Source organism: Arthrobacter sp. Z4-13 (assembly GCF_054792705.1).
In genome coordinates this window covers 2,491,898-2,514,472 of the sequence record NZ_CP096459.1, presented here as the reverse complement: position 1 = coordinate 2,514,472, position 22,575 = coordinate 2,491,898, and the positions used below count along the sequence as shown (strand labels likewise).

Below are 22,575 nucleotides of genomic sequence, written 5' to 3'. Positions count from 1 at the left end.
AGGGGCCATTGACCACTTATGGACATTCAAAACCACTATTACGGCCACTCGGCTGTCTTTGCCCGCTACTGCGGCATTAAGCGGCTACGGCACGTTGCGGGGCTGATCCAGCACGGCTGGACGGTCAGCAGCCCGGTTACCGCTCAGTTTGGCGATTTTGCCGGTTGGGGTCCCTCCCGGCGCCGGCTGTCCTGGACGAGCACCTCGCGTGCCTGGAGCCCTGGAGATCCCGGCAACTTCTTCGAGGACGGCACCAACATGCTGACCGCGGTGGGTGCCCCCTATCTGTACCTGCTGCAGGCGGCAAAGGACTCGGGCACGTTGCCGCAGCGTGGGGAAAAGGCTCTGGTCTTGCCTCTTCACGGAACGGCGCTGTTAAAGGTCGACGGCGACCATGGCGCTTATGCGCGAATGGTAAGGGACCAAGAAGGGCCGGCCCGGGTCTGCCTCCACATTGATGACCTGCATGATGACGTCATTCTCACTGCATGGAAGGCCGCCGGTCACGAGGTCGTCAGTGCCGGGGACCGAAGGGACCCAAAGTTTATCGGGCGAATTTTGACCATGATGTCAGAGGCCCGGAGAGTTGTCTCCAACCGTCTTTCCACATCAATAATGTACGCTGCGGTCAGTGGTGCTGAAGTGGCCATTTACGGCCCGGACTTCAAGCTCGGGCACAATGCTGCAGCGGACCCCGGTCTCATCATGCGTGAAATTTGGCCCGAATTCTACGATGAAACAACCCCGCAGTCAGTCCTCATTAAACTAGCCGAAGCGGAGCTGGGCCATGGCGACATGAGGAGACCGGAAGAGCTGAAGCACCTACTGGGGTGGGATAAGAGCACAGCTGGCCCATTCCTTGAGTACTGGGCCAGCGGACCCCTAACGAAGGTACAGACCGTCCTGGGCCTCAAGGAGGTGCCACATGGTGCTCACGCAACGGAGAAGGGCCTGTCCCCTTGGCACTGGATGCGGCACCCGCTGAAGCACCTGCCGTCGCCTTTGCCTCAATTGCCCGCGCTGGCTCCTGTTGAGCCGCTCCACGCCTGACGGTGCCAAGGCGACGGCGGCCCCGTCAAACGGGGCTGCCGCCGCGTGCATCCTGCAGAGGTCAGTTCTCTTCGGATTTCGGCGAATATCCGGGAAGCGGCGCCAACCCGGCCTTAACTGCAGCTTCCAGTAGGAGGAATTCGCCTTCGTCATCGATGCTAAAAGACCGTGACTCGGGGATTTCCACGTATCCGTGCGTTCCTTCGTCGAACCAGCTGGTCTCCAGCCGGTGGATATATTCCGCCCTCCAGACGTAGAAGCTGCCATTGATGCGAAGAAAGCGCGGGACATCCTGCCTGCGAATAACACCCGTGCCCTCATCAAAGTATCGCTCCAAAACGTGGCCGCCCTCTCTGGGTTTGACGCCTACCCAAATCGGGTTGAACGAGGGTTCAGACACTGAAATCACACCGTCCAACTCCGGGCTTGTTTCGAGGCGCTCCACTGCGTCCGCGATATCGCTGCCAAGTCTCGTTGGGCTGGTCGGATCCAGCAGAAGAACCAGATCGTAGGTTGTTCCGTCCATCTTTTCCATGGTTTGGAGTGCATGCCGGAGAACGACGCTCATGGGCGCCGTATCATTGGCCAGTTCAGCGGGCCTCAGGAATGGGACATCTCCGCCGGCTTCACGGGCTGCAGCGGCAATGCCTGCGTCGTCCGTCGAAACAATGGTCCGCACGTTCGGCCCGAGAGTGGAGGCCAGCAGGATGGTGTGCGCGATGAGGGGTTTCCCCATCAGCGGACGGATGTTCTTGCCAGGAAGTCCCTTTGAACCGCCACGTGCTGGGATGACGGCAAGGATTTTCGGTTCAGGCGAATTCTCGTTCATTGTTAGTTTCAACCTCATATGGTGTGGGTGGCAGCACTCGCCGCAAGGCATTTACTACAACAGTACATTTGTCTGTTGTGGAGACCGTGATTCGCGCTGCACGCAGCGTTCCCGCGGTCGCGCGTCTCGCCAAAGTATGATGTCAAAGGCATTTGGTGCGCGGTGCAGGCGTTCTGTAGCAGTGAAAGGAGGTCTGTTTTGAAACTTGAGCCGGTACGTTGGCTGATCATTGGGGCCTCGGGCCATGGCCGCAGCCTGGCAGCCATAGTCAGGGGCAGGGGAGACACCGTTGCGGCCGTCAGCGACGTCTCGTTCGGTGATTCGTCGCCGGAAGAGCTGGCCGTTCTCCGGGAGAATGCGCCCTTCCTAACGGGCCACGGCGCCGGGCTCCGCTACTTCACGGACGACGGCGCCGCCTTGGCTTTCGCTGTTGACCAGTCACTGTCGATTGCCATTGGAATCGGCGACAACGCCGTCCGTGCCCGTATAGCCTCCTCGCTTCTGGCGGAGCCCCGATTTGCGCCGCTGCTCCAGCCCCTGATTGCCGCCACAGCGTCTGTCGACGCTACAGCGACTCTCGGTCGGCTCACCCAAATCTGCGAACACGCCCACGTTGGGCCGTTGGCCCGAATAGACGACGCTGCAGTGATCAATACAGGAGCCATCGTTGAACATGAAGCGGAGGTTGGGGCAGGAAGCCACGTGGCACCGGCTGCCGCCCTTCTTGGTGCAGCTTCCGTCGGTCAACAGGTGTTCGTTGGGTCAGGAGCCCGAATACTTCCGGGTGTTTCCGTGGGCGACGGTGCGCTGCTCGGAGCAGGCGCCGTGGCAAACCGCCCGCTGGCAGGTATGACAACATATGTCGGGGTGCCCGCAAAGCCCTCCAAATCTACGAAAGGTCTGTCAGTTGACGTATGACCCCCATTTCGGATCCGTGAAGTTCGGCAGCCACCAGATTGGCAGCGCGGAAGAAATCTTCATCATTGCCGAAGCCGGCGTCAATCACGACGGCGATGTCACGGTTGCCCACGAGCTGATCGACATGGCGGCCGATACCGGTGCGAACGCTGTGAAGTTCCAAACCTTCAAACCGGAAGCACTGGTGACCAGCACAGCAGGAACCACGCCGTACCAACAGCTGGCAGGGTTTGCGGAGTCCCAGTCGGATATGCTGACGCGCCTCACGCTGCCTGAAACGGCCTGGGCGGAGCTGCGCGACCACTGTGATGAACGGGGGATTACCTTCCTCTCCACACCCTTCGACTTTGACAGCGCACTGATGCTTGCCAACCTGGGCGTCCCGGGTCTTAAGATCGGCTCCGGCGAACTCACCAACACCCCGTATCTCTCCGCCATCGCGGAGTTTGGCATCCCCATGATCGTGTCCACCGGCATGGGCACGCGCCCTGAGATCGCCGCTGCCCTGGAGGCCACAGCCAAAGCTCCCGCCACAGTCCTGCTGCACTGTGTGTCGGCCTACCCTGCGCCATTGGACGAAGCCAACCTTCGGGCGATTCCCGCTTTGCGGGAGGAATTCGGAGTGGAGGTGGGGTGGTCGGATCACACCCCGGGCTCCGTCACGGCCATCGCAGCCACAGCACTGGGTTCCACCCTGCTGGAGAAGCACATCACCACCGACAAGACCCGGAACGGTCCCGACCACTCCGCTTCCTTGGAACGGGCAGAATTTGCGACGTATGTTGATTCAGTCCGCGCCGCTCATGCGGCGCTGGGAGATGGAAACAAACGGCGGATGCCCAGTGAAGAGGCGAATGCCTCCTTGGTGCGGCGCTCCTATCATGCGGCGCGTGACATTGCCGCTGGCGCCGTCATCACACCTGGCGATGTTGCAATCCTCCGCCCTGAGGGCGGGCTTCCGCCCTCAGCACGCGTCCTCGGCGCGAAAGCCGTCCGCCCAATCACGTCCGGCGCAGCGCTGACGAGCGAAGACCTCGCCTAGATGAAGGTTCTTGCGTTTGCCGGCACCAGGGCGGACCTGTTTCCCTTGGGCCCTGTCCTGGTGGCCTTGGCGGCCGACCCGAGCATAGAGCTCCACATCGCTACCGCGATTGGCTTCCCCCAAGGCACGGCCCAGGACAGGCTGCTGGAAGCCGGGCTCCGGCAAGGAACCTTCACCCATCACGAGCTGGCGCTCTACCTGGCCGAACCGTCGCCGGTTCTTCAGGCACAATACGGAGCCAGGCTCAGCGCCGCCGTCGCGGACCTGTTGCCCGACGTGGCGCCGGACGCCGTCGTCGTCCTCGGGGACAGATGGGAGCTTCTCTACGCACTGCCCCCGGTTGTCATCAGTGGCATCCGGCTGATCCACCTGCACGGCGGTGAGGTCACCGAGGGCGCCCTTGATGAGCGGGTGCGGCACGCGGTTACCAAACTCGCGGACCAGCACTGTGTCAGCACGGCTCAGGCTGTGCGCCGCGTCGCCCAACTCGGTGAGGCCGCCGAGCGGATTCATCAAACGGGCGCACCGGGACTGGACCGCTTCGCGAATCCGACGCCGCTGACGGACGATGAGTTCCTGGCCGAATTCGGGATACCCCTGGTTCAGCCTCTCGTGATGGCCACATATCACCCGGCGACGGCGGAGATGGAACAGAACGCAGGGGAGCTGGCACGCCAGGTCTTCGAAGAGGTGATCAGCCAGGCAGGAACAACGATCCTCACATACCCGGGCTTCGATGCCGGCCGGGAACACATCATCGCCGTGCTAAAGGACATTGAATCCAGCGAGATCCAGGGCGTGGTGGTGCGGGAAAGCCTCGGTCCCCTCTACCCGCGGGTGATGGCCACGGTGCGCGCCCTGGTGGGCAACTCGTCGTCGGGCATTTTGGAAGCCGCCTCCTTCCACGTGCCGGTGGTAAACATCGGCGAACGGCAGCGGGGCCGGGAGTCAGGGGCCAACGTCCTTCACTGCCGGGACGACCGTACCGAGATTCGCGCTACTATTGAAAAGGCCCTGAGCGCGCAGTTCCGTCTGTTGAGCAGCAGTGTGGTCAATCCGTACGGGAATTCACATTCCGCCGAGCCGATCAAACGTGTAATTTTGGGAAGCCCTGCAGAAGGCCTGACCAAGGCCTTTATTGACTTACCGCTGGAGAGTTGAAGTATGACCATTGACGGAACGCTGGGAAACGTCTGCATTGGGCCCGGAGCCACCGTGCGCCAGGCCCTTCAAGCCATCGACCGCGGCGCCTCGGCCATAGCCCTGCTGACCGCCGAGGACGGCCGACTCCTGGGCGTAGTCACCGACGGCGATATTCGCCGAGGTCTCCTGCGCGGAGCCGATCTTGAATCGCCTGTGTCTGACTTCGCCAGTGCCGCTCCGCACGTCGTCGGCCCCGCGACAACCCGCCCGTCGGTTCTGGACCTCATGCGTAGCCTCAGGATCAGCGAAGTTCCGGTGGTTGATGATCACGGAGTGCTCGTGGGTCTGCATACCCTCAACGACATCGTTGGCCGCAAACCGCTGAACAACATCGCCGTGATCATGGCCGGAGGCAAGGGTACGAGACTTGGCGCCCTGACGAAGGACACGCCCAAGCCCCTCATGACGGTGGCGGACCGGACCATCATCGAATGGATCATCCTTGGCCTGGTTGAGTCAGGAATAACGAATATCTACGTGTCAGTGGCATATCTCGCCGACAAGATCGAAGCCCACCTGGGGGACGGCTCCAGGCTCGGCTGCAGGATCGCCTACCTGCATGAGGATCCCGCAACCCCGCTGAACACCGCGGGCGCCCTCGGACTCCTCTACCATCAGGTGGAAAACATCACCGAACCGGTAATTGTGACCAACGCGGATCTCATGGTCCGCTACTCCGCAGCCGACCTGCTGGCCTTCCACGACGCCAAGCAGGCCGCAGTTACGGTTGCAGCCCGCCCCTACACGCATCAGGTGCCGTTCGGAGTGCTCGAGATTGGTGCTGACCGCTCAATCAGTTCGGTAGTCGAGAAACCCACAGTTGAGTTTGAAATCAGCACCGGGATTTATGCCGTGTCGCCCGAGGCGCTGGCGATGGTTCCCTACATGGAGCCGTTCTCGATGCCAGACCTGGTGAAAGCCTGCATCGACAGTTCAAAGAACGTGGCCGCCTGGCCCATCGAATCCGACTGGATCGATGTCGGAACACCCAAAGACCTAGCAACAGCGAAAGGCCAGTGATAGCCGTGAACTACCAGGACATTAAAGGCAAGACAGTGGTCGTCACCGGCGCCGACGGTTTTATCGGCAGCCACGTCACGCAGCGCCTCATTGCAGAGGGCGCGAATGTGAAGGCCCTGTGCGTGTACAACTCCAACGGATCGTACGGCTGGCTCGATGACCTCAGCCCCGACGAGCGCGACGCTGTGGACCTGCAGTTGGGCGACATTCGGGACTCGGAGTTTGTGTCAGACCTGGTAAAGGGCGCCGATGTAGTCCTGCACCTCGCCGCACTGATTGCGATCCCGTACTCGTACCAGGCTCCCCGGTCCTATGTGGAGACCAACGTTGTGGGCACGCTCAACGTGCTCGAGGGCGTGCGCCGTCACGGTGTAGGCCGCCTGGTCAACACCTCGACGTCGGAGGTCTACGGAACCCCGAAGACCGTTCCCATCACGATCGAGAACGAACTTCGCGGCCAGTCGCCGTACAGCGCCACAAAGATCGCGGCCGACAAGCTTTGCGAAGCATGGGCGAGTTCTTTCGAGACGCCGGTGGTGGTCCTGAGGCCGTTCAACACCTACGGTCCCCGCCAGTCTGCACGTGCAGTTATTCCTACCGTCCTCCAGCAGATGGTTGGTGGAGCCGAAAGAATCCACCTCGGTTCCCTCACGCCTCGCCGCGACTTCACCTTTGTCACGGATACAGCGGACGGTTTCTTCCGCGCCGCAACCGCCGATATTCCGCTGTCGGGGCAGGTGATTCAGCTGGGTACCGGTTATGACGTCACCATTGGTGACCTCGTCGAGATGGCCGCCAAGGTAACCGGGTCGACGGCGGAAATCGTCACCCAGGACGAGCGCGTCCGGCCGGAAGCCAGCGAAGTCATGCGCCTGCTCTCTGATCCTTCGCAGGCTTTGGCCGAGCTGGGCTGGGCTCCCAAGGTCAACCTGGAAGAAGGCCTCCGCCAGACTGCCGAGTGGATCAAGGCCCGCGGCGTGGACGCCACGGCAGCAGCAAAGTACGCCCGCTAGATTTCCGCAAGAAAGGCATTACGTGTCGCGAATTCCCTTAGCAATACCCAACATCGGCGCACGCGAAGCTGAACTGATGAACGAAGCGATCAGCAGCGGTTTCGTTTCGTCCGTTGGGCGCTTTGTCAACGAGTTTGAGACCCTTTTTGCCGAGTATGTCGGGGCCAAGTACGCCGTTGCCTGTTCCTCCGGTACTGCGGCGCTTCACATTGCGATGCGGTTGGCCGGCGTGCAGCCGGGCGATCTGGTTGCAGTCTCGGACTTCACGTTCATGGCCAGTTCCAACGCTGCTTCCTACCAGTTCGCGGAACTGCTCCTCGTGGATTCCCGTGAAGATTCATGGTGCATGGATGTAGACAAGCTCCGAACAGAGCTCGTACGTCGGCGCGAAGCGGGGGAGAAGCTGCCGAAGGCCATCGAGATCGTACATATCCTGGGCCAGCCGGCAGACACGGCAGCCGTCATGGAGCTTGCTGGCGAGTTCGGGATCACTGTCATCGAGGACGCAGCTGAGGCACTCGGTGCCACGTGGACCAGCGGCCCCCTCAAGGGCAGGCACGTCGGAACGGTGGGTCACATGGGTGCCTACTCCTTCAACGGGAACAAGATCATGACTACCGGTGGCGGTGGAATGTTCACCACCGATAACGAGGATCTGGCCAGGCGTGCGAAGCACCTTTCCACGCAGGCGCGCACCCCGGACCGAGGCTACCTGCACGACGAAATTGGCTTCAACTACCGCCTTACCAACATTGCGGCCGCACTGGGTGTCGCCCAGCTTGAGCGCCTTGACGGCTTCGTCGCCGCCAAGCGGGAAATTGCCATGCGCTACAACGAGGCCTTTGCCGGGACAGCGATCCAGACGCCGCCGGCTTTGCCGGGCCAGGAGTCCACGTACTGGCTGTATTCGATTCAGGTGCCAGCTGGCCGAGGCACTGAAGCACGCGACGAGCTTCAGGATTTTCTTGCCGCGGTGAATATTGAGTCCCGGTCGCTGTGGCGTCCGCTTCACATGCAGCCGCCATTGAAAGATGCGGCCCTGATCGGCGGCAGCGTCGGGGAGGATTTGTTCCACCGGGGGCTCTCCCTGCCCTGCTCAACGGAGCTGACAGCAGTTGAGCAGAAACGCGTCATCGATCGCGTCCTGGAATGGCTTCAGCTTAACGGTGGCTAGTACGGATCAGAGCGCTGTTCCCGGAACCCCAGCCGCCTTGGCGGCGGGTACCGGACGCAACTCGTTGCTCTACCTGGTGGGCGCTCTGATGCAGGGTCTGGGCGTCTTCCTGGTCCAGCCGTTTGTGCTGCACCTGCTGAACAGCGATTCCGAGTGGCAAGAGCTGTTCCTGTCCGTGTCGATCATCCAAGTCGGTGTGGTGCTGGCGGCGGCAGGACTGCCGCTGGCCATCACGAAGGTCTGGTTCGAGCCCGCCGGTCCTGCCCGGGCACGCGCCGTGAGTGGGTTCATGACGATAGGCGGCGCCGTCCTGGGGGTCGTGGCCGCAGGAGTCGCCTGGTTCTTCTTCCGCAGCGACGGCGGTTCGCCGAGTTTCGCCATCGCGTTTTTTGCCATGGGGCTGCAGTCCAGTGTGCTCGCCGGGCAGGCAATCCTGCGCGCGCAGGGCCGTCCTGTCGCCTTCGTGATGCTCAGCCTGGTTTCGTCAATGGCTGCCTATGGCGGCGGTCTCCTCGCGATGCTCCTGTTCGGCGCCGAGGCCGGCATCTTCATGCTCGGATACGGAGTGCTGGTGCTCGTCGGTGCCGTCGTCGCCGTGATGATCACGAAGCCCTCCTGGCCGCTGGCTCACCGAGGAGCGGTCCGGGAGAGCCTGGCCATCGGCCTGCCTGTCCTGCCCCACACCGGCGCGCTGATGTTGCTTACCCAGGGGGCCGTCTTCCTGCTTGCTGTCACGGCTGCCGACGGTATCTCCGGAGACTATGGAAAAGTCCAGGTCTTTGTGCTGGGTACTATCACTCTTCTGGGTGCGCTCAACAATGCCTGGGTTCCGGCCTTGCTGGCCGTCAGCGGAGCAGAGCGCGTTGAACGGCTTCGCTCCACCATGCGTACGGCCAGTTTCGCTGCCCTCGGCATAGTCATCGTTGCTTCAGCGGGGGCTAACGTCGTCACGCACGTGATGGCAGGGGGCAAGGAAAGCCTGATACCGGTCGCCCAGATAATGCCCCTCATAGCCATGGGATATGTGCTCTACCTGAACGCCACCACGTTGTTGTTTGCTGAAAATGCAACATGGTGGCTGTCGGTGATAACGCCTGGCGTGCTGGTTCTGGGCGCGTTGGCGGCGCTCGTCCCGGCCTTCGCCGGAGACCTTGTGGGAATGGCCGTTACCTCCGCGCTTACCTTCCTGGTGCTGGGTCTGGCCTATTATCTGATCGTCCGACGGCGGGCGGCCGGGGGATGGGAACTGCGGACCTACGTCGCATGTTGTACGTCTGCGGTGGTCTACGTGGGAGTGCTGTTGGTTCTTCCGCGGGACGTTTCCACCGGAGTTTTTACGGTGGCGATCGTTGGCGTGCTCCTGATCGCTGCTGCAGCCGTCTGGCGAATTCGTTCGCGTCGTCGCTCGATGGGCGCAACCAGATGAGTTGATGAGTCGACCAATGGCTGAGGCAAGATGTTTATCGCTTCCGGCGGCAGGTCGAAAATAGGCGGCTGCAGGCCCAAACATCTTCCTCCCGGGCATTTTCGCGGTACCGGGCCAAAAGTGTTCTACATCTAGTCGTCCGCAGTGGTCATCTTGCGTGCCGGTCGAGATTCCCTAGCCCCTGCGCCCGACGCAAGGTTAAGCCTTCAACGAAGGTACTATTCTTGAGGGGATTTCCGATATCACCCTGGAGAATGTTATCGGGCTGCTACTTGTATGAGGACCATCATTGTGACAGACGGCGCCGGCCTGTGGAACCACCGACTGCAAAGAGTCTCGGCACACGCCGGACTCGCCCTGCTCTTCATCATGGCCGTCGCCATGGTGGGGCCGGGAGTCGTGTGGGGCGACACTGTCCAATACATACGAATCGCTGATCAACTGCAAGGAATTCCGGCCGATCAGGCATGGCTGCACGCGTTCACCGAATTCTGCAAGCACCCCTCAGTGCCTTACCAGGGGACACTCGAGGACTGCGTCTCCAAAACGGTCGCAGGCCGCGGACCGGTTATCGGCTGGGTTGATCGAAACCCCCAGTACCAGGCCATTTTTACGCCGAGGGTGGGATTCCCGCTCTTGTCGATTCCCTTCATGCGGCTTTTTGGTGAGCGGGAGGGGATGTGGTTGGTCGCCGTCGTCTCAACCGCCATCGCCGGGATGCTCGCCGCACGGCTGGCCCGACTGGCCGGGCTCAAATCTGTGCCATCATTGCTGGTCCAACTCGCCTTCTACCTGCTGCCCACCGGCATCCCGCACGGCGTTGCGCTTCTCGCCGAAGGCCCAACGCTCGCGTCGGCCCTGGTCATGGCCATCGGGTTGGCCCGCATCCTGCGCGGCTCACGACGGCGAGGAGCGTTCCTGCTGACACTCGGCCTGGCGTTGGTGTTCTTCTTCAAATATTCCTCCGCGGTGCTGCTGTGTGTGAGCATCCTGCTCGTCTGCATCGGACTGCTCGTCTTCAAGGCCTACCGCCGTTACAGCCAGATCCGGTTGGCCATCCTTATTGCGACCCTGATGATCGTGGCTTCCCTTGCCATCAATTCGCTGTTTGGCTTCCCGGGCCTCAACGAGAGCCTGCAGGACACTTTTACAGACCACTTCCGCCACCCCCCTGTGGACGATCCGTTCAACCGCCTGATGGGGCTAGAAGTCGACTTCCTCTGGAGGTTCATCCTGGCCCTTCCCGCCAACGCGGCCTACATGCTCGTTTTCGTTGCAGGCGTAATGGGATACGTGCGGGCCATGCGGGAGCAACTGCTGCCTCCTGCCGGCTGGGCCGGAGTAGCACTCTCCCTTTACGGAATTCTCAGCGTCGTCGGGCATCCGGTCTACACCCAGGCAGACCGGCTCGGATCAAGCCTCTGGGTGGGCGTCGCCCTGGGCGTCGGTCTCCTGGCCAGGTCTCTGGCAGCTGACGTAGCGCGACGGAAGAGGTCCCCGCAGCATGTGGCGGACAGGGGCACAGCGGCCTAGCTGTAGTGCCCAAGGAGGTTGGTTGGGTGAATGTGATGACTCGCTGGAGTCGTTGACTCATGGGTGAGGACCTCCGGTTGCACAGTGGAGTTGCTTAGACAACCGCTGAGGCGACCAGGAGGTCCTCATGTCCCACGCTAATGCCGCTTTGACGCCACGCCAACGGTTACGCGTCGCGCGTTTGATCATTGGCCACGGATGGCCGGTGTCCCGGGCTGCCGAACAGTACAACTGCGCCTGGCCCACGGCCAAGCGCTGGGCTGAGCGGTACGCCGCGATGGGCGAGGCGGGCATGGTTGACCGGTCCTCGAGCCCGCACCGGGTGGCGAACCGGACCCCGCAGCATCTGGTTCGCAAGGTCATGCACCTGCGTTGGAAGCAACGGCTGGGGCCCATTGAGATTGGAGCGAAGCTGGCTATGCCTGCCTCCACGGTCCACGCGACCGAATCAGCCCGCAGAAACGCCCTCCCGGCCTGGTTGCACCATTACAATCACCGCAGGCCCCACACAGCAATCGGAGGCCTGCCGCCCATCAGCCGCTTAACCAACCTGCCTGGGCAGTACACCTTGCCCCCGCACCTACGGCAAAAGAAGAGAATGGCCGGTTAGAAATCCCAGGACTTCGGACCGGCCATTCCCCGTTTCGCCTGCGCTATGATGCTGCCATACCTGCGCCTAAAAGTACGTCACCTTGATGCCGGCCGCGCTCCGGGTCATGGTCCCGCCCTGGAAACGCACTGTCTTGTAGCCGCCGTAGGCGACGGCGGCCTGCAGCGGGTATCCGAGCTTCCCCTTTTGCCAGCCGGCGAGACGCCACTGGCTCATGTACGGTTCATTCACGGCATGGGCGCCGGTCGCAGCCGTCCAATAGATATTTCCTTCGCTAAAGGGCTGGTAGCAGCCGCTTCCGTAAAGGCCGCATATGACGGAACCCTTCGGGTATCCGATCCCTCGCTGCCATCCGGCTTCACCCCAACCGCTCCAGTATGCGCCCGTGACGGCGTGGGCGCCGGTGCTCGCGGACCAGTAGATGTTGCCTTTGGTGAAGGGTTGGTAGCAGCCGTTGCCGTAGAGGCCGCAGGTAACTGGGCCGGTGGGGTAGCCGATGCCGGGTTGGAAGCCAGCTTTCTGCCAGGCGGTCCAGTAGGCTCCAGTCACAGCGTGGGCTCCGGTGGCCGCGGACCAGTAGATGTTGCCTTTGGTGAAGGGTTGGTAGCAGCCGTTGCCGTAGAGGTCACAGGTAACTGGGCCGGTGGGGTAGCCGATGCCCGGTTGGAAGCCAGCTTTCTGCCAGGCGGTCCAGTAGGCTCCGGTCACAGCGTGGGCTCCGGTGGCCGTGGACCAGTAAATGCTGCCACCGGTATATTGCTGGTAGCAGCCGCCGTCGTAAAGGCCACAGATCTCCATCGACTTCGGGTACCCGATGCCGTCCTGCCAACCGGCCGCCTTCCACGCCGACATGTAGGAATTCTTCACCACAAACGTCCCCAGGCCGGGTGTGTTGTATGCGTTCCCGCCTTGGAACGTCTGGTGGCATGTGGAGGTTGTTGTGGGGCAGGTAACTGGGCCGGTGGGGTAGCCGATGCCGGGTTGGAAGCCAGCTTTCTGCCAGGCGGTCCAGTAGGCTCCGGTCACAGCGTGGGCTCCGGTGGCCATGGACCAGTAAATGTTGCCACCGGTAAATTGCTGGTAGCAGCCGCCGCCGTAAAGGCCGCAGGTCTCCATCGACTTCGGGTACCCGATGCCGTCCTGCCAACCGACCGCCTTCCACGCCGACATGTAGGAATTTTTCACTACAAACGTCCCTAGGCCGGGTGTGTTGTAGGCGTTTCCGCCTTGGAAGGTCTGGTGGCACGTGGAGGTCGCCGTGGGGCAGGTGGCGTCGCTGGTGGGGTAGCCGATGCCTTTTTGCCATCCGGCCTTGTCCCATGCCGTCCAGTAGGATCCGGTGACCGGGTGCGCGCCGGTTGCGGCGGTCCAGTAGATGTTGCCCTTGGCATACGCACGGTAGCAGCCGCCGCCGTAAAGTCCGCAGACGTCTGTCGTTGAGACTGCAGCGCCGAGGGGGCCGGAGGCTCCACCTGTCGCAACCCACTTACGTTCGATGGCTCCGCCGGAGCCCAGCGAACCTTTGGCGAAAGTCTGCAACTGGGCGAGCGTGCCGTTCCAGACATTCGAGTCTCCGGCCAACGGCCCCGTGCTGCTGTACTGCCAAATGCTGTACGTGCTCCAGCTCGCCGTCGGAACCGGGCCTGCGTCATTGGTGGCGTATTTTGGGTAGGCGGCAACCCACAGGGGGTAATCTCCAAACCCGGCAGGGTTGCCTAAGCAGCTGTTCCACCAGCTTGTGTTGGTATAGATGACCGGAAGTCTTCCAGTGAGGGACCGCATGGTGTTCCCGAAATCCCGAACCCAGGATTGAAGCTGTGCTGGAGACATGTTGTAGCAGGTGTTGCCAAAGTAAAAACCGTTGATGGTGTCACCCTCATACGGGTTGAATTCAAAGTCCAGCACCGGCGGCATGGTGTAACCGTCCGCAGACCAGCCCCCGCCGTTCTTCACAAAGTACCGTGCCTGGTCGGCCCCTGAGGACCAGTTGGGAATAGCGAAGTGGTAGGCGCCTCGAAGCATCCCTACACTTCGGGAGCCCTGGTACTGCGAGCTGAAGAGTTCGTTGGTGTAGTAGTTTGCTTCAGACGCTTTTACATAGGCGAAGCGTGCCCCCATGTTCCACTGCTGCCGCCAGTCCACGCTCGTCTGGTGACCGCTCACGTCCAATCCCTGAACGCCGAAAGTCGGCATCCACGTGCCCTCTGCGGACAGTGACTCCGTGCTAAGCCGGTTGACCGAATCGGAGGGGGCTGAGGCTGTGACCCGAGCGGACCGCTGTCCCATTTCAGCTCCGCCGGGCCCAACTGCTTCTGCCATAGACTGTGCAGCCTCTGCCGAAGGTTGGGCAGTCTGCGCGTCCGTTGGTGTCGCTTCCTGGGAAGGAGGGGGCGACGTGGGAGCAGCTGGAGAAGGTGCCACAGTCTCCGACGTGCCCCCCGTCGGGGAGGACGTAGTCGGCGTTCGAGCAGGCTCAACGGCGGAAGCAACCCCCGCCAGACCTGGGCCGGCTACCAGAGAGGCAGCTAAGAGCGCTATGCTCCAGGACTTCAAAAGGGGGCGACGGGACTGAGACAGGTTCCGCTTCATTTTTGCTCCGGAGACAATGTGGCGCTTCGCCGAGCGCTCATTTGGTTGCTGCCAGGTGATCTCCCCCCAGGGAAGGCACCTGACATGTGGTAATTCGACTATTTAACGCGCTTACCATAGCACTGGTGTTACCAGCGCAACCAGTGGTTCTGATGTTGCTTGTGTGATCTGGGACGTTCACGTTATCCACACGTAAGTGCCTATGACTTGTTACCGTGCTGTGCTCTCCCTAGGCTTTACCCAGTTGCACTGCCTCCGCCGGGGGCGGCAGTTGTATGGGGGAACCTATGGACGCGCTGGGAATTGTCGAGGACGAAGTCCGCGAGCTTATTCGTCGTCGAGGGCTGGATCCGCTTCATCAGGCAGGTGAAGTCCGCCGCCTCGTGGAGGCAGCAGTGACCGACTACGACGAGCGGGCCCTGATGGGACCGCTTCCACCTATTGGGCCTTTGGACGCGGCGCGGCAGTTCCTGTTCGACGCCGTCGCAGGGTTCGGAATCCTCCAGCCGCTGCTGGACGATCCGACCATCGAAGAGGTCTGGATTAACGCGCCAAACGAAATCTACGTTGCCAGGAACGGAGAATCAGAGCTAACCTCCCTTAGCCTCACTGAACAACACGTGCGGGACTTGGTTGAGAGGATGCTGAAGAGCTCCGGCCGCCGCCTGGACATGTCTTCGCCCTTCGTGGATGCAGCCCTTCCGGACGGATCGAGGCTGCACGTGGTCATCCCGGACGTCACGCGAAGGCACTGGGCTGTCAACATCCGGAAATTCGTAGTCAAGGCGAGCCGGCTTGAGCATTTGGTTGAGCTGGGCACGCTTACCCCGCAGTCGGCCCGTTTCCTCGGGGCTGCCGTATCCAGCGGGCTCAATATCCTCGTTTCGGGAGCGACGCAGGCCGGCAAAACCACGATGCTGAACTGTCTGGCAGCCAGCATCGGGAGTCGGGAACGTGTCATTACGGTCGAGGAAATCTTCGAGCTGCAGTTTCCCCTGCGGGACGTTGTCGGGTTGCAGTGCCGCCAGCCAAACCTCGAAGGCGAGGGTGAAATTCCACTGCGACGGTTGGTGAAGGAAGCCCTCCGAATGCGCCCCGACCGACTGGTGGTCGGCGAAGTCCGGGAAGCCGAGAGCCTCGACATGCTCATTGCCCTGAACTCAGGCTTGCCCGGGATGTGCACTGTCCACGCAAATTCTGCCCACGACGCTGTCACTAAAATCTGCACGCTTCCGCTGTTGGCCGGTGAGAATATCTCCAGTGCGTTCGTGGTGCCCACCGTTGCTTCCTGCATCGACCTGGTCGTGCACTGCAGCCGCCGGGCAGACGGACGCCGGGAGGTGACAGAGATTCTGGCTCTCGGCCGTCGGGTTGAGAACGGCATCATCGAATCATCACCAGTGTTTGCCACCATCGACGGGTTGCTGCAACCACGCCCCGACTCCATGCCGGCCCAGGAGAAATTTGCCAGGGCCGGCTATGATGTCGCCGCGCTGCTGGATCCGCGATGATATCGGCTCTTTTGGGCGTAACGGCGGGGACGGGGTTTTTCCTGATCTGGTGGTCCTTTTGGGAGTCGCCGAAACCAGCGATTCCCAAGGAGAGGACCAGCCGCCTCGCTGACCTCCTGGCCGGGGCGGGAATAGAGAAAGTGTCTGCATCAGGACTGGTGGGCACTTGTTTGGGTCTCGGACTTTTCGTAGCCATTGTCTTCTTTGCCGTGACCCGCTCATGGCCAATCTCCTTCTGCTTTGGCCTGTTCGGGGCCTGGCTTCCGGTAACCGTCCTCCGTTGGAAGGCCAAGAAGAGAAGCGCAATGCTGCGCACGCTTTGGCCCGACGTCGTCGACCACCTGCGTTCTGCCATCCGCGCAGGATTGCCGCTGCCGGAGGCCCTCATCCAGCTCGGTGACAAAGGCCCTGAGGAACTCCGCCACGTTTTCCGCGACTTCGGTGCAGACTATCGAGCGGGCGGCCAGTTCGAAGCCTCGCTTAACCAGCTCAAGCATCGTCTCGCTGATCCTGTGGCGGACCGGATCGTCGAGGCACTGCGCCTGACAAGAGAAGTTGGAGGCTCCGACCTTGGAAAACTCCTCGGAACGCTGGCTGAGTTTTTGCGGGAAAACGCCCGTACCCGCAGCGAACTGGAAGCACGGCAGTCCTGGACAATCAACGCTGCACGGCTCGCCGTTGCCGCGCCGTGGATCGTTATGATGCTTCTTGCGACGAGACCGGAGGCAGTGCAGGCCTACAACACACCAACGGGGGCCGCGGTTCTGCTTGGTGGCTTAGTCGTCTCCTTGGTCTGCTACTCCGTAATGCTTCGGATTGGTGCTCTTCCCCAGGACGAGAGGGTTCTCAGGTGATGGACATCTTACCTCCGGCCGTTGTATGCGGGATCCTGATGGGCGTGGGTCTGTGGCTCGTGATTTTCCGGTCTCCTTTCATGCGGGCCGTCAGCCTGTCCCAGCGCATCGAGCCGCAGCTGAAGTCACAAAACCTCGAGTCAAGGCTGCTGCACGCCGGGGAACACAACCTGACACCATTTGGGCCGCTCGAACGGATACTTCGGCCGATATTGCGCGACGGCCTGGCGGCTCTGGGCCGGCTCAACCCCGTCTCGAAAGCTACTGCCCGAAGACTGGCACAGGCCGGCATCAACAAGTCACCGGTCGATTTCCGGGCCGAACAGCTCCTGTGGGCGGCTGCTGGTTTCGCTATTTCGCTCATCTTCATTGTTCTCGGTGCGGCTTCTGGCAGGTTTAACCCCCTCCTGGCGGTCGTTGCTGTCTTGGGGAGTGCCATAGGCGGGTTCATGTTCCGGGACTACTGGCTTGGCGCGCAGATCCGCCGCCGCGAGTCGAGGATGATGGCAGAATTCCCGAGCCTGGCAGAACTGATGGCGTTGGCGGTCGGCGCGGGAGAGAGTGCCACGGGCGCGCTGGACCGGGTCTGCCGCAGCGCCAAGGGTGAGCTCACGAAGGAGTTCTCAAAGGTCCTCACTGAAACCAGGGCGGGTAAGCCGTTGGTCCAGGCACTGCAGGAGTTTTCGGCGCGGACGGATCTGGCCCCACTCGTCCGGTTCGTGGACGGCATTGTGGTCGCGGTAGAGCGTGGAACGCCTTTGGCTGACGTTCTCCGCGCCCAAGCCCAGGATGTACGTGATACGGCGAAGCGCAACCTGATGGAGGCCGCCGGCAAGAAGGAAATTGCCATGATGGTGCCGCTCGTATTTGGTGTGTTGCCCCTGACCGTGGTTTTTGCGGTCTTCCCGGGCCTCGCCGCAATCAATTTGGGTTTTTAGCATCAAGGACAACGCAAACACCAGAAAAATCAAAGCTGGAAACTTAATCAGGAATAGGACGGAAATGATGGAGAAAATGGGGATTCGCTGCATGGTGCTGTTCCTGTCACTCATGGCAACACTGCTACCGGGAGTGGGCGCCAGGAGAAAAAGGTACTTTCAGAATACGGCGCAGGCCAAGCGGCCAATCACGCACCGCTTTCGTGGCGGCATGCTGGACGATGATCCCGAGCGGGGCGACGTCCCGGGGTGGGTGATGATCACCCTGATGTCCGCCGTCCTCGTGGCAGCGCTGCTGGCGCTCGCAGGTCCGGCCCTGGAAGCCATGTTCAATCAAGCGATGGACAAGGTCGGAAGCTAAGCGATGTCATCGTCTAACCGCGGTTGGAACACCAACCGTGCTCTGGACAGGCGACGAAAAGGTTCATTCCAAGGTCAATCATTTCCGAACAGGGCATCTCCGCGGGGGTCCGCGTCGGGGGAACAAGGCTCTGCTGTGGTTGATTTTGTCCTGGTAGGCAGCCTGCTCACGCTGTTCTTCCTTGCGATCATTCAGCTGGCACTGGTCCTGCACGTGAGGAACACCCTGATTGACGCGGCGGCATCCGGTGCCCGCTACGGAACTCTCGCTGACCGTAGTGCCACAGACGCGGAGGAACGGACCCGCAGTCTGATTCAGTCCGCCTTAAATGCGGGCTTTGCGCAGCAAGTAAGCACCAGCGAAGTGACGTACCAAGGCCTGCGGACCTTGGAAGTGACCGTCCGTGCCCCAATGCCGGTGATTGGTCTCATCGGTCCCCGGGATCTGTTGGAGGTGAAAGGGCATGCCGCGGTCCAGCCTTGACCCAATCCTCAAACCTCTTCGTGCCCGATTAGAGGTAGCAATTTGCCGTGAACTTCGAGCCCAGCAGCATGAACGGGGGAGCGCGGTGGTGGAGTTCACTTTCCTGGCGCTCCTGTTGATGGTTCCGCTCGTGTACTTCATCATCACCGTGAGCCAGATCCAGGGCGGCTCGTTTGCAGTCGTCGGCGCGGCTGACCAGGCAGCAAAGGTTTACATAGCGCAGCCCGACGCAGCCACAGCCCAGGCAGCAGCCGAACAGGCGGTAGCGATCGCGCTGGCAGACTTCGGACACCAGCCCGAACAGGCGCGAGTAGCAACATCCTGTAGTCCCGTAGACTGCCAGTCGGCCGGCAGCACCATCACCGTAACCGTGAGCCTGACAGTGCCACTTCCGTTCCTGCCGTTCAAGGGCGATTTTCGCCTCAGCGCCAGCGAGGTGGAGGCGTCGTCCACGCAACTGGTCGGCAGGTTCCGGTGAAGGCAATGCCGAAAGATGAAGACGGCCAGATGATGGTGATGATCCTGGGCTACTTCGTTTTGGCCATGCTTGTCACAACGGTGGTCATCGGCATTTCGTCTGTCTACCTCGAACACAAGCGGCTGCTTTCCTTGGCCGACGGCGCCTCCTTGGCGGCCGCCGACAGCTACACCCTTGGCGAGGTGGAAACGCAGGGCGGGAGCCCCTCAGCAGTCCTGATCCCTGAGAGAGTGAGGAACGTGGCAGCAGACTTCGTTTCCAGGAGTCCCGCGTCACAGCGCTTTGATGCGCTGGTGGTCGCAGGGTCAACGGGCAGTCCGGACGGCGCCACCGCCGTCGTCGTCCTGACTGCAGCTGTTCACCCGCCGGTGGTGAACTTCCTGATGCCTCACGGCATCATGATTGAGGCAACCTCAACCGCCCGCTCGCGGCTCACCCGCTGAAACTTCTCTCACGCTCCACCGGTCAGGTGGCAAGCGCGGCCCACCATTGGACCAGGCATTCACACTCAGGTCCGGGCCTTTCGCGGGATAGCGTAGGCTTAAACAACCATGGCCAATATTGATTTTTCCGCTGAAATCCGCGCCCTTCGCGCCACCTACGACTCCATTGAGCGGGTCTCCGACGTAGAGGCACTGAAGGAAGACATCGCCGAACTCAGCGAGCGGGCCGGCGAACCGGACCTCTGGGATGACCCCTCAGCGGCGCAGAAAATCACCTCGCGGCTTTCGCACCGCCAGTCAGAGCTCGAGCGCCTCAACAACCTCGCGTCAAGGATCGACGACCTTGAGGTCCTCGTTGAGCTGGGGCAGGACGAGGACGACGCCGACTCCATGGGGGAGGCCGCCGCCGAACTGGAATCCGTCAAAAAAGCGCTGAAGGACCTGGAAGTCGTCACGTTGCTCTCCGGTGAATATGACGAGCGGGAAGCCGTAGTCTCCATCCGGGCCGGAGCCGGCGGAGTCGATGCTGCTGACTTCGCGGAGATGCTGATGCGCATGTACCTCCGCTGGGCCGAGCGGCACGGGTACCCCACCACTGTGATGGACACCTCCTACGCTGAGGAAGCCGGGCTGAAGTCCGCAACCTTTGAGGTGAAGGCACCCTACGCCTTCGGCACCCTCAGCGTAGAGGCCGGAACCCACCGGCTCGTGAGGATCAGCCCCTTCGACAACCAGGGCCGGCGCCAGACTTCCTTCGCCGCCGTCGAAGTCATCCCGCTTATTGAGCAAACGGACTCCATCGAGATCCCGGACAACGAGATCCGCGTCGACGTCTTCCGCTCCTCAGGCCCGGGCGGCCAGTCGGTCAACACCACGGACTCCGCGGTCCGGCTGACACACATCCCCACCGGCACGGTGGTATCGATGCAGAACGAAAAGTCGCAGCTGCAGAACCGCGCCGCCGCCATGCGCGTGTTGCAGTCCAGGCTCCTGCTTCTCAAGAAGGAGCAGGAGGACGCCGAGAAGAAGGCTTTTGCCGGCGACGTGAAGGCATCATGGGGTGACCAGATGCGCTCTTACGTTCTTAACCCTTACCAGATGGTCAAAGACCTTCGGACCGAGCACGAAGTCGGGAACACTTCGGCCGTTTTCGACGGCGAAATCGATGACTTCATCGATGCCGGCATCCGGTGGCGGACGGACAACCGGAACGCCGAGAAATAAGGCCTTAGGAACCGGCCGGACAACCAGGATCCCGCGACACGCCCCCTGAAACCCGCGTGATCCGCAGGAACTCCTGCGTATAGTCGAGGGGCCGGGGCCCTACTTCCCCCAAACGAAAACCCGCGCACCGGCTGCAGAACTGGGCTGCATCAGAATCAGCCATGCCCTGCAGGGTAATTAGGGCCATGATCCGATTCGAAAATGTCACCAAGGTCTACGACCAGAAAGCCCGGCCCGCGCTGGACTCGGTCAACCTTGAGATTGACCGCGGCGAATTCGCCTTCCTGGTGGGCGCGTCCGGCTCCGGCAAATCCACCTTCCTCCGGCTGGTCCTCAAGGAGGACCGGGCGAGCTCCGGTGCTGTCTACGTCGCCGGCCAGAACGTTGCCAAGATCTCCAGTTGGCGCGTACCCCGGCTCCGCCGCGGGATCGGCGTCGTCTTCCAGGACTTCCGGCTACTGCCCCAGAAAAACGTATTTGCCAACGTTGCCTTCGCCATGCAGGTCATCGGCAAGAGCCGCAGCGTCATCCGGGACACCGTCCCCGAGGTCCTCAAGACCGTGGGCCTGGAGGGCAAGGAACACCGCATGCCGCACGAACTGTCCGGCGGTGAGCAGCAGCGCGTGGCCATCGCCCGTGCTGTAGTGAACAGGCCAGGTATTCTCCTCGCGGACGAGCCCACCGGAAACCTGGATCCCACAACGTCGATGGGCATCATGGGCATCCTGGACAAGATCAACCAAAACGGAACCACTGTGGTCATGGCAACCCACGATGACGACATCGTCAACGAGATGCGCAAGCGCGTGGTCGAGCTCAAGAACGGCGTCATCATCCGCGACGAGGCAAAGGCCCTGTATACCTCGATGATCCCGGTGGTCGGCCAGTCGCGCAGACTCAAGGACGCCAGCGGCAGGGAAGACCCGGAAACGGGACAGCCGCAGGAAGGCGGGGGGCAACGATGAGGCTGGCGTTTATCCTCAGCGAGATCGGCAGCGGCCTCCGCCGCAACGTCTCCATGGTGGTCTCGGTCATCCTGGTCACCTTCGTCTCGCTCACCTTCGTTGGCGCAGCAGGAATGCTGCAGATGCAGATTAACCAGATGAAGGGCTACTGGTACGACAAAGTCCAGGTAGCCATCTTCCTGTGCAGTGAAGGGTCGACGGCGGCTGGTTGCGCCAGCGGCCCGGTCACCCCTGAGCAGCAGGCAAGCCTGAACAACCTGCTCGAATCTTCCGCCGTGGCGCAGTACGTCAACGACTTCCAGTTCGAGTCCAAGGAAGAGGCGTACACCCACTTCAAGGACCAGTTCTCCAATTCACCCATCGTGGACTCTGTGACGCCGGACCAGCTGCCGGCATCGTTCAGGATTAACATGAAGGACCCGGAAAAGTACCAGATCATCAGCGAGACTTTCTCCTCCCAGCCCGGTGTCGAAACTGTCATTGACCAACGTCAGTTGCTTGAGCGGCTGTTCTCGGTCATGAACGGGGCCTCCCTGGTAGCCGTCAGCATCGCCGGTGTCATGATCGTTTGCGCCATCCTGCTGATCGCCACCACCATCCGGCTCTCGGCCTTCAGCCGCCGCCGCGAAACGGGCATCATGCGCCTGGTGGGCGCCTCGAAGACAGTTATCCAGCTTCCCTTCATCCTCGAAGGCGTCATCGCTGCCGTCATTGGCGCTGCGCTGGCCTCCGCAACACTTTGGGCGGTTGCGCACTTCTTCCTCGGCGAATTCATGTCCCGCCAGTACCCTGACACGGCCTTCATCTCGTCCGGCCAGACGCTGATCCTCGCCCCGGCGCTGATAATCCTTGGTGGATGCTTGGCGGGAATTTCGTCTCTCTTGACCTTGCGCAGATACCTTCGCGTCTAG

Annotated in this window: 22 protein-coding genes; 20 read left to right on the top strand and 2 right to left on the bottom strand. The window is 61.6% G+C overall.

Translation table 11 applies throughout. The annotated features are described in order from the left end of the window. Positions 1–18: 18 nt before the first annotated feature. Positions 19–1,050 carry a hypothetical protein gene (locus M1E07_RS13370; protein WP_461187157.1) on the top strand — a complete coding sequence of 344 codons (1,032 nt, stop codon included), beginning with the start codon at positions 19–21 and terminating at the stop codon, positions 1,048–1,050. A 61-nt stretch (positions 1,051–1,111) separates the two neighbouring features. Here the strand turns inward: M1E07_RS13370 and M1E07_RS13365 are convergent, their stop codons facing one another. Beyond that, positions 1,112–1,879: an acylneuraminate cytidylyltransferase family protein gene (locus M1E07_RS13365; protein WP_461187156.1), complete on the bottom strand. Its 768-nt coding sequence runs from the start codon at positions 1,877–1,879 to the stop codon at positions 1,112–1,114. Between the two features lie 198 nt (positions 1,880–2,077). On the opposite strand from M1E07_RS13365, the gene M1E07_RS13360 reads away from it, so the two are divergent. The 9 genes from M1E07_RS13360 to M1E07_RS13320 all read left to right on the top strand — a co-directional run bounded on the left by M1E07_RS13360 (position 2,078) and on the right by M1E07_RS13320 (position 11,818). After that, entirely contained in the window at positions 2,078–2,797 is a 720-nt protein-coding gene (locus tag M1E07_RS13360; RefSeq protein WP_461187155.1) for a PglD-related sugar-binding protein, read from the top strand. Then, the gene (locus M1E07_RS13355; RefSeq protein ID WP_461187154.1) at positions 2,787–3,839 is read left to right on the top strand and encodes an N-acetylneuraminate synthase family protein; all 1,053 of its coding nucleotides are present in this window, start codon (positions 2,787–2,789) and stop codon (positions 3,837–3,839) included. Before M1E07_RS13360 ends, M1E07_RS13355 begins: the two co-directional genes overlap by 11 nt. Continuing rightward, the gene (gene neuC / locus M1E07_RS13350; protein WP_461187153.1) at positions 3,840–5,000 is read left to right on the top strand and encodes a UDP-N-acetylglucosamine 2-epimerase; all 1,161 of its coding nucleotides are present in this window, start codon (positions 3,840–3,842) and stop codon (positions 4,998–5,000) included. A 3-nt stretch (positions 5,001–5,003) separates the two neighbouring features. Beyond that, positions 5,004–6,062 carry a sugar phosphate nucleotidyltransferase gene (locus tag M1E07_RS13345; RefSeq protein WP_461187152.1) on the top strand — a complete coding sequence of 353 codons (1,059 nt, stop codon included), beginning with the start codon at positions 5,004–5,006 and terminating at the stop codon, positions 6,060–6,062. A gap of 5 nt (positions 6,063–6,067) precedes the next feature. Then, positions 6,068–7,075 (top strand): SDR family NAD(P)-dependent oxidoreductase, encoded by a 1,008-nt coding sequence (locus M1E07_RS13340; RefSeq protein WP_461187151.1) that lies wholly within the window; start codon positions 6,068–6,070, stop codon positions 7,073–7,075. Continuing rightward, entirely contained in the window at positions 7,014–8,249 is a 1,236-nt protein-coding gene (locus M1E07_RS13335) for an aminotransferase class I/II-fold pyridoxal phosphate-dependent enzyme (protein WP_461190399.1), read from the top strand. The genes M1E07_RS13340 and M1E07_RS13335 overlap by 62 nt, the downstream gene beginning before the upstream one ends. Then, on the top strand, positions 8,242–9,675 hold the full coding sequence (locus M1E07_RS13330; protein WP_461187150.1) for a lipopolysaccharide biosynthesis protein: 1,434 nt from the start codon (positions 8,242–8,244) through the stop codon (positions 9,673–9,675). Before M1E07_RS13335 ends, M1E07_RS13330 begins: the two co-directional genes overlap by 8 nt. Before the next feature lie 276 nt (positions 9,676–9,951). After that, positions 9,952–11,208, top strand: coding sequence for a hypothetical protein (locus tag M1E07_RS13325; protein ID WP_461187149.1), 1,257 nt, complete (start codon positions 9,952–9,954; stop codon positions 11,206–11,208). A 127-nt stretch (positions 11,209–11,335) separates the two neighbouring features. Beyond that, positions 11,336–11,818 carry a helix-turn-helix domain-containing protein gene (locus M1E07_RS13320; protein WP_461187148.1) on the top strand — a complete coding sequence of 161 codons (483 nt, stop codon included), beginning with the start codon at positions 11,336–11,338 and terminating at the stop codon, positions 11,816–11,818. Between the two features lie 66 nt (positions 11,819–11,884). Here M1E07_RS13320 and M1E07_RS13315 read toward each other — a convergent pair whose 3' ends face one another. After that, a complete protein-coding gene (locus M1E07_RS13315) occupies positions 11,885–13,981 on the bottom strand; it encodes a GH25 family lysozyme (protein WP_461187147.1) in 2,097 nt (698 codons plus the stop codon). A 713-nt stretch (positions 13,982–14,694) separates the two neighbouring features. On the opposite strand from M1E07_RS13315, the gene M1E07_RS13310 reads away from it, so the two are divergent. From M1E07_RS13310 to ftsX, 10 genes are all read left to right on the top strand, one after another. Next, the gene (locus tag M1E07_RS13310) at positions 14,695–15,918 is read left to right on the top strand and encodes a CpaF family protein (protein ID WP_461187146.1); all 1,224 of its coding nucleotides are present in this window, start codon (positions 14,695–14,697) and stop codon (positions 15,916–15,918) included. Further along, positions 15,915–16,772 (top strand): type II secretion system F family protein, encoded by an 858-nt coding sequence (locus M1E07_RS13305; protein WP_461187145.1) that lies wholly within the window; start codon positions 15,915–15,917, stop codon positions 16,770–16,772. The genes M1E07_RS13310 and M1E07_RS13305 overlap by 4 nt, the downstream gene beginning before the upstream one ends. Further along, the gene (locus tag M1E07_RS13300; RefSeq protein WP_461187144.1) at positions 16,772–17,710 is read left to right on the top strand and encodes a type II secretion system F family protein; all 939 of its coding nucleotides are present in this window, start codon (positions 16,772–16,774) and stop codon (positions 17,708–17,710) included. The genes M1E07_RS13305 and M1E07_RS13300 overlap by 1 nt, the downstream gene beginning before the upstream one ends. A gap of 67 nt (positions 17,711–17,777) precedes the next feature. Continuing rightward, positions 17,778–18,071 (top strand): hypothetical protein, encoded by a 294-nt coding sequence (locus M1E07_RS13295; protein WP_461190398.1) that lies wholly within the window; start codon positions 17,778–17,780, stop codon positions 18,069–18,071. 135 nt (positions 18,072–18,206) lie between these two features. Next, on the top strand, positions 18,207–18,554 hold the full coding sequence (locus M1E07_RS13290; protein ID WP_461187143.1) for a TadE family protein: 348 nt from the start codon (positions 18,207–18,209) through the stop codon (positions 18,552–18,554). A gap of 88 nt (positions 18,555–18,642) precedes the next feature. Next, positions 18,643–19,032: a hypothetical protein gene (locus M1E07_RS13285; RefSeq protein ID WP_461187142.1), complete on the top strand. Its 390-nt coding sequence runs from the start codon at positions 18,643–18,645 to the stop codon at positions 19,030–19,032. A gap of 5 nt (positions 19,033–19,037) precedes the next feature. After that, the gene (locus tag M1E07_RS13280; RefSeq protein ID WP_461187141.1) at positions 19,038–19,475 is read left to right on the top strand and encodes a pilus assembly protein TadG-related protein; all 438 of its coding nucleotides are present in this window, start codon (positions 19,038–19,040) and stop codon (positions 19,473–19,475) included. A 108-nt stretch (positions 19,476–19,583) separates the two neighbouring features. Then, positions 19,584–20,699, top strand: coding sequence for a peptide chain release factor 2 (gene prfB / locus M1E07_RS13275; protein ID WP_461187140.1), 1,116 nt, complete (start codon positions 19,584–19,586; stop codon positions 20,697–20,699). A gap of 185 nt (positions 20,700–20,884) precedes the next feature. After that, on the top strand, positions 20,885–21,664 hold the full coding sequence (ftsE, locus tag M1E07_RS13270; protein WP_461187139.1) for a cell division ATP-binding protein FtsE: 780 nt from the start codon (positions 20,885–20,887) through the stop codon (positions 21,662–21,664). Further along, positions 21,661–22,575: a permease-like cell division protein FtsX gene (ftsX, locus tag M1E07_RS13265; protein WP_461187138.1), complete on the top strand. Its 915-nt coding sequence runs from the start codon at positions 21,661–21,663 to the stop codon at positions 22,573–22,575. The genes ftsE and ftsX overlap by 4 nt, the downstream gene beginning before the upstream one ends.

Bases quoted from the DNA above. Each gene is read 5' to 3' on its own strand.
- M1E07_RS13370 (WP_461187157.1), top strand. From the start codon at position 19: ATGGACATTCAAAACCACTATTACGGCCACTCGGCTGTCTTTGCCCGC.
- M1E07_RS13365 (WP_461187156.1), bottom strand. From the start codon at position 1,879: ATGAACGAGAATTCGCCTGAACCGAAAATCCTTGCCGTCATCCCAGCA.
- neuC (WP_461187153.1), top strand. From the start codon at position 3,840: ATGAAGGTTCTTGCGTTTGCCGGCACCAGGGCGGACCTGTTTCCCTTG.
- M1E07_RS13345 (WP_461187152.1), top strand. From the start codon at position 5,004: ATGACCATTGACGGAACGCTGGGAAACGTCTGCATTGGGCCCGGAGCC.
- M1E07_RS13325 (WP_461187149.1), top strand. From the start codon at position 9,952: ATGAGGACCATCATTGTGACAGACGGCGCCGGCCTGTGGAACCACCGA.
- M1E07_RS13320 (WP_461187148.1), top strand. From the start codon at position 11,336: ATGTCCCACGCTAATGCCGCTTTGACGCCACGCCAACGGTTACGCGTC.
- M1E07_RS13310 (WP_461187146.1), top strand. From the start codon at position 14,695: ATGGACGCGCTGGGAATTGTCGAGGACGAAGTCCGCGAGCTTATTCGT.
- M1E07_RS13305 (WP_461187145.1), top strand. From the start codon at position 15,915: ATGATATCGGCTCTTTTGGGCGTAACGGCGGGGACGGGGTTTTTCCTG.
- M1E07_RS13300 (WP_461187144.1), top strand. From the start codon at position 16,772: ATGGACATCTTACCTCCGGCCGTTGTATGCGGGATCCTGATGGGCGTG.
- M1E07_RS13295 (WP_461190398.1), top strand. From the start codon at position 17,778: ATGGAGAAAATGGGGATTCGCTGCATGGTGCTGTTCCTGTCACTCATG.
- M1E07_RS13280 (WP_461187141.1), top strand. From the start codon at position 19,038: ATGCCGAAAGATGAAGACGGCCAGATGATGGTGATGATCCTGGGCTAC.
- prfB (WP_461187140.1), top strand. From the start codon at position 19,584: ATGGCCAATATTGATTTTTCCGCTGAAATCCGCGCCCTTCGCGCCACC.
- ftsE (WP_461187139.1), top strand. From the start codon at position 20,885: ATGATCCGATTCGAAAATGTCACCAAGGTCTACGACCAGAAAGCCCGG.
- ftsX (WP_461187138.1), top strand. From the start codon at position 21,661: ATGAGGCTGGCGTTTATCCTCAGCGAGATCGGCAGCGGCCTCCGCCGC.